This window comes from Streptomyces colwelliae, from assembly GCF_048158785.1.
In the GTDB taxonomy this organism is placed as follows: Bacteria; Actinomycetota; Actinomycetes; order Streptomycetales; family Streptomycetaceae; genus Streptomyces.
The window spans coordinates 1-6,199 of sequence record NZ_JBLTJC010000510.1 but is presented as its reverse complement, the minus strand read 5'-3'; the positions used below and the strand labels follow the sequence as shown (position 1 = coordinate 6,199).

Here is a 6,199-nt window from a genome sequence, read left to right as displayed (position 1 = left end):
CGCCGACTTCGCCGCGCACGGCACCGAGGTGAGCGGCGCGGCCGGCGACACCGTCACCACCGCCATCCGGTTCACCAACGACGGCCCGGCCTGGGTCGGCAACGTCGGCTCCGGCGACCCGGTCGCCCGAGTTAAAGAATAAGTAAGGGGCAGAGGGGGGCGTCTTAGTGACGCCGTGTCGGCGGGAAGCCGACCGTGCCGGGCGGGGCGCCGCCTCCTCGGAAGGGGAGACGGCGCCGTCGCTTACGCGGATTGCGTCCGGATCACACCCAACTCCGCCAAGTCCTGTGGGCGGATGTGGAGTTGGTCCGCCGTAGCCTCCGTCTCCTCCGGCGGCCGTTTCAGGATCGCGGCGGCCAGCTCCGGGGCGATCACCGAGAAGTAACTGTCCGGTGTGGCCCAGGTGTTGCCCGGCGCGGCCAGTGCCAGTGCGCCGCCGGAGCCGCCCTCGCCGATCAGCAACGTGGTGAGCGGGGTGCGGGCGGACGCCACCGCGCCGAACAGGTCGGCGATCGCGGCGCCCGCGCCCTGCCGTTCCGCCTCGGCGTCGTTCGCCGCGCCCGGGGTGTCCACCAGTGTCAGGACGGGGATGCCGAGCCGGTCCGCGAGGCGGATCAGCCGGGCGGCGGTGCGGTAACCGGCGGGGCGGGTCGCCGTCCCGGTCTGTGCGGCGTAGGCGATCGTACGGCCCTCGCGCTCGCCGAATCCGCACACCATGCCCGCGTCGGTGCCGCCGCAACGGTCGCCGCTGATCGCCAGCCGGTGGGTGAAGTAGGTGTCCAAGTAGCGTTCGGCGCGCGGGCGTCGGGGTGACCGGGCACGCTGCACGGCCTCCCAGCCGGTGGCCGGAAACCCGGCCGCGACACGCTGCACGGCCTCTTGCCCGGGCGCAGGTGGGCGGGCTTCGGTGTGCCGGGTCGGTCCGGAGTCCTGGTCCGCGTCCCGCCCGGTCGCCGGAAGGTCGGCCTCCGTGTGTCCGGCCGGTCCGGAGTCCTGCTCCGTGTCCCGCCCGGTTGACGCTGGGTCGGCCGGCGCGTGCTGAGGTGACCGGGCGAGCGCCGCGGGCACCGGTGCCTGGCCTGCCCACGGTGTGGTCAGCAGCCGTAGCCATCTCCCCAGGGTTTCCTTCAGGTCCTCCGGGTGTACGACCGCGTCGGCCGCGCCGGCTGTCACCTGGGCCTCTGCCGTGTACGCCGTCGGGTCCGCGTCCGGTGGTCGTACGCGGGAGCCCGCGAAGCCGACCTGGGCGGCGGGCAGCGCCAGGATCACATCGGCGCCCGCGCCGAGCGTGGCCCAGCCGCCGCCTGTGGTGGGGTCGCGCAGTACCGCGAGCTGCGGCAGGCCGGCCTCCCGCGTGAGCGCCGACTGGCGTGCCACGCGCTGGAGTTGGGTGAGGGCGATCATGCCCTCCTGCATCCGGCTGCCACCGGTGGCGATCAACGGCACGACCGGCAGCCGGTGTTCACGGGCGTATGTGTACGCCGCCTCAAGACGGTCCCCGGTGCGTTCGCCGAGCGAGCCGCCGAGGAAGCCGAACTCGAAGGCGATCAGCACCGCCCGGGTGCCCGACACCGTCGCCGTGCCGCAGATCACCGACTCCGTCTCACCGGTGCGGTCGGCGGCGCGGGCGCGCGAGGCGTCGTAGCCCTGCCAGGCGAGGGGGCCGTCGGGCCCGGACTCCCTTGCCGGGTACGGGAGTTCGGTGAAGGTGGAGGCGTCCGTGACGAGGGCGAGGGTCTCGCGCGCGGACAGGCGTTCAGTCACGGGTCAGGGCCCGCTTCAGGATCTTCCCCATGTCGTTGCGGGGGAGCGCGGAGATGTGGTGGACGACGCGGGGGCGCTTGTGCGGGGCGAGGCGGCTCGCCACATGGTCGGCCAACTCGTCCAGCTCCGGCGGGGATTGGGGGTCCGTCGGGACGATCCAGGCCACGACGCGTTCGCCGAGGTCGGGGTCCGGTTCGCCGGTGACGGCGGCCTCGCGCACCCCGGGGTGTTCGAGGAGCGCGTTCTCGATCTCGCCCGCGCCGATCTTGTAACCCCCGCTCTTGATCAGGTCGGTGGCCTTGCGGCCGACGATCCTGACGTAGCCGTCGGGGTCGCGTACGGCCATGTCGCCGGTGCGGAACCAGCCGTCGGCGGTGAAGGCGGCCGCCGTCGCGTCGGGCCGGTTGAGGTACTCGGTGAAGAGGTTCGGGCCGCGCACCTGGATCTCGCCCACGCTCTCGCCGTCGTACCCGGGGAGAGGCGTGCCGTCCTCCTCGACCAGCCGCAACTCCACACCGGGCAGCGGGACACCCACCGTTCCGGCGCGCGGCTCGCCGTCCGCCCGGACGCTGGTGTTCATCAGGGTCTCCGTCATGCCGTAGCGCTCGATCACGCGGCGGCCGGTCGCCGACGTGATGCGTTCGTGGTCGTGGACCGGCAGGGCGGCCGAGCCGGAGACCAACAGGCGTGCCCGGCCGAGGGACTTGACCAGTCCGGGGTCGTCGGGGAGGGTCTCGGCGATACGGTGGTACATCGTCGGGACGCCGAACACCATGGTCGCGCCGTCGTTCAACTCCCGTGCCACGCCCTCGGTGCTGAACCTGCCGAGGTGCCGCACCGAGCCGCCGCGCCGCAGCGGGCCCAGGATGCCCAGCACCAGGCCGTGCACATGGAACAGCGGCAGCCCGTGCACGAGGACGTCGTCGCCGGTCCACTGCCAGGCGTCGGCGAGCGCGTCCAGCGTCGCGGCGATCGCCCGGCGCGGGATGACGGCGCCCTTGGGCGGGCCGGTGGTGCCGGAGGTGTAGACGACGAGCGCGGGGTCCTCGTCGGACACCTGGACGTCGGACACCTGGACGTCGGCGGCCGTCCCCACCGCGCGTACGTCGACGTCGACGCGCTCCAAGTGCCGTAGCGCGGAAGGGAGTTCGTCGCCCGGTGCGGCCAGGATCAGGGTCGGGGCGCTGTCGGAGAGGATGTGGCCGAGTTCCTTCTCGCCCGACTTCGGGTTGAGGGGGACGGCCGCCACTCCCGCCCGCAGTACGGCGATCACGGCGACGGCCGTCTCCAGGGTCGGGGTCGCCCAGACCGCGACCCGGCCGGTGCCCGGTCGAGGGCACCGGACCGCCAGGGCGTCCGCCGCCGCGCCCAGCTCCGCGTACGTCAGGGACCGGTCACCGAACCTGAGAGCAAGCTGTTCGCCCGGGTTCGTCAGGGCCGGGAAGAGGGTGGACACGCGGCGCACTCCTTGGTCGTCGGGGGCAACGGTCCCCAGACGTCGGGGACACCCCCGTTCCTACACCACGTCCGCCACCACACAGCTGACGTTGTCCGGACCCCCGGCCTCGTTCGCCGCGTCGACCAGGGACCGTACCGCCTCGTCCGGGGCCGGGTGCGAGGTGAGGAGTTCGCGGATCCGGTGCTCCGGGACGACCGCGGTCAGGCCGTCCGAGCACAGGAGGTAGCGGTCGCCGCGGCGGGCGTCGTGGAGTTTCAGGTCGGGCGCGCCGGTCGTCAACGCCTTGAGGAGCATGGCGCGTTGAGGGTGCGAGCCGGCCTCCTCCGGTGTCAGCCGGCCCTCGTCGATCAGCGACTGGACGACCGAGTGGTCGTGGGTGATCCGGAAGAGCCCGCCGTCGCGCAGCAGATACGCGCGCGAGTCCCCGATGTGCACGAGGGCCAGCTTCGAGCCCGTCCACAGCAGCGCGGTCAGGGTCGTGCCGTTCTCGGCGGGATCGGCCACGTCACGGACCGCGTCGGTGGCGCCCCGTACCGCCTCCTCCAGCAGGTTGAGCACATTGCCCGCCGGCATCTCCTCGGTGTCCAGGAAACGCAGCGCCTCCACCGCCGCGCCGCTCGCGGGCGCGCCCGCCGGGCCGAACCCGTCGGCCACGGCCAGCAGCCGGGTGCCCGCGTACGCGGTGTCCTGGTTGGAGGGGCGGACCAGACCGCGGTCCGAGTGGGCGGAGTAACGCAGTTCCAGCATGGTGGTGTCCTTTCCCGGTACGGCCGGCACGGCCGCGAGATGGTCGACGAGGAACCCGGCGAGGTCCCGCCGCGCCGCCGTGTCCGCCTCGACCCCTGCCCAGAAGGCACGGATCTCGCGGGCGGCGGCGGCCGGTTCGAGGGCGCACACCGCACGGATCCCGGCCAGCGGCATGCCCAGCCGCCGCAGCCACGCGACCAGCCGCGCCCGCTCCAGCTGCTCCACCGCGTAGTACCGGTATCCGTTGTCGGGATCCACGCGCGCCGGCCGCAGCAGCTCCAGCTCGTCGTACAGCCGCAACGCCTTCGGCGACAGCCTGCACGCCCGCGCGAAGGCCCCGATCGTCAGCATGTTCCCCGTACCGCCCATGTGCGCCTCGACCTCTTCCGGTTCCGTCACCGATGCTGGGGCTTCACCGAAGGGGAAGGTCAATCCGGTTGCCCCGGTTGCGGGGGAGGCGGTTAACCTGCGGATCTGTCCACAGTCCGTACCCGGATGGAGACCCCGTGCCCCGTATCGCGCTCGCCACCTACGACCCCGCGCCCCAGCCCAGCAAGGACCGTGACCTTCCGGTGCTGGTGGAGGCCTTGCGGGCGGCCGGGGCCGAGGCCGTCGGGGTGCCCTGGGACGACGCCGGGACCGACTGGAGCGCGTACGACCTCGTGCTCATCCGTTCCACCTGGGACTACAGCTGGCGGCCGGCCGAGTTCATGGCGTGGGCCGAGCGGACCGCGAAGGTGACGCGGCTCGCGAACCCGGTGCAGGTCGTGCGGTGGAACACCGACAAGCGGTACCTCGGCGACCTCGCGGCGGCCGGCGTGCCCGTCGTACCGACCCGCTATCTCGCCCCCGGCGACCCGGCCGACCTCCCCGACGACCTCGAGTACGTCGTCAAGCCGACCTCCGGCGCGGGCGCGCGCTTCGCCGCCCGCTACACGTCCGACGAGCACGAGACGGCCGTACGGCAGCTGGAGCGCATGCACGCGGAGGGGCTCACCGCGATGGTGCAGCCGTATCTGACGAACGTGGATGTCAGCGGGGAGCGGGCGCTGCTGTTCTTCGGGGGGCGGTTCGTGCACGCCTCGCGGAAGGGGGCCGTGCTGGCGCGGGGTACGGCGTACGACGACGACAAGGTGTCCCACCCGGACCTGGAGCCGTGGACCGCGACCGAGGCCGAACTCTCCGTCGCCGAGCGGGCGTTGGCCGCCGTACCGGACGCGCCGGAGCTGCTGTACGCGCGCGTGGATCTCGTCGACGGGCCGGACGGGGAGCCGTGTGTGATGGAGCTGGAACTCGTCGAGCCGAACCTCTTCCTCGATCTGCATCCGGAGTCGTCGCTGGCCGCGGTGGTCGAGGCGATTCTGGGGGCCGCTAGTCGCTGACCGCCGTTCTCTGGAGCAGGCCCCAGGTGAACTCGGCCGCGCACCGGTGGCGTACGCCCCGCGCGCGACCAACGGCCGCGCCCACCCGCTCTCCACAAGCTGCGCCGCCTCCACGGTGCAACTCCAACTCCCCAGCAGGAAACCGCACTTGTCCAGCGCGGCCCGCAACAACAGCACGTCCCGCGCATGCGGCTGCGGCGCGTGCGGCTCGCTGTGACTGCCGTCCCCGTCGTCCCAGATCGCGACAAGCCCCAGATCCTGAACGGGCGCGAACATCGCGGCCCGCGTCCCGACGACCGCGCGCACGGACCCCCGCCGTACGGCGAGCCACTGCCGATACCGCTTCTCGGGCCCGGCATCGGCGGTGAGCAGCGCATGCCGCCCCTCACCCAGCAGCGCCGTCAACGCGGCATCGACCCGCCCGGCGGCCCGCCCGTCCGGTACGACGACGAGCGCCCCGCGCCCCGAGGCGAGCGTCGCGGCGACGGCCCGCGCGATCTCCTCGCTCCACTCGGGTCCCGGCAGCGCGTTCCACACCGCGCGCGGCGCACCCCCCGAGGCCAGCGCCTCCAGGAACCCGGCCCCCCGCTCGTACCGCGCCCAGGACCCCGCCGCGGGCACCGCAGGCGGCGGCAACGGCGCGGGCGACGGCTTCTGCTCGGCCCGAGCACTGCGCGGCGGCACGGCAAGCTGGAGCACATCGGCAAGGCTCCCGGCATACCGATCGGCAACAGCCCGCGCCAGCCCCAACAACTCTTCACTCAGCACAGGCTCGGGTGACACGACCTGAGCAAGTGCGGCAAGCGGCCCGGAGTAGTCGGACTCGGCCAGTCGCTCGACAAGGAAC

General features: G+C 73.2%; 4 protein-coding genes and 1 pseudogene. 1 reads left to right on the top strand and 4 read right to left on the bottom strand.

Annotated elements, in window-relative coordinates; all coding sequences use genetic code 11:
- Positions 1-243 precede the first annotated feature (243 nt).
- Genes ACNFOC_RS49310 through ACNFOC_RS49300 form a run of 3 tightly spaced genes read right to left on the bottom strand, consistent with a single transcriptional unit; the run spans position 244 to position 4,339 of the window.
- Positions 244-1,764, bottom strand: coding sequence for a carboxyl transferase domain-containing protein (locus ACNFOC_RS49310; RefSeq protein ID WP_416965525.1), 1,521 nt, complete (start codon positions 1,762-1,764; stop codon positions 244-246).
- Positions 1,757-3,220, bottom strand: a complete 1,464-nt coding sequence (locus ACNFOC_RS49305) for an acyl-CoA synthetase (RefSeq protein WP_416965524.1) — start codon at positions 3,218-3,220, stop codon at positions 1,757-1,759. Before ACNFOC_RS49305 ends, ACNFOC_RS49310 begins: the two co-directional genes overlap by 8 nt.
- A gap of 60 nt (positions 3,221-3,280) precedes the next feature.
- Positions 3,281-4,339 carry a MerR family transcriptional regulator gene (locus ACNFOC_RS49300; protein ID WP_416965526.1) on the bottom strand — a complete coding sequence of 353 codons (1,059 nt, stop codon included), beginning with the start codon at positions 4,337-4,339 and terminating at the stop codon, positions 3,281-3,283.
- 137 nt (positions 4,340-4,476) lie between these two features.
- Here ACNFOC_RS49300 and ACNFOC_RS49295 point away from each other — a divergent pair, with 137 nt between their 5' ends.
- Positions 4,477-5,352 (top strand): ATP-grasp domain-containing protein, encoded by an 876-nt coding sequence (locus tag ACNFOC_RS49295; protein WP_416965523.1) that lies wholly within the window; start codon positions 4,477-4,479, stop codon positions 5,350-5,352.
- A gap of 33 nt (positions 5,353-5,385) precedes the next feature.
- On the opposite strand, the pseudogene ACNFOC_RS49290 reads toward ACNFOC_RS49295, so the two are convergent.
- A pseudogene (locus ACNFOC_RS49290) lies at positions 5,386-6,199 on the bottom strand (primosomal protein N' family DNA-binding protein); the annotation flags it as partial.

Bases quoted from the DNA above. Each gene is read 5' to 3' on its own strand.
- ACNFOC_RS49300 (WP_416965526.1), bottom strand. From the start codon at position 4,339: ATGGGCGGTACGGGGAACATGCTGACGATCGGGGCCTTCGCGCGGGCG.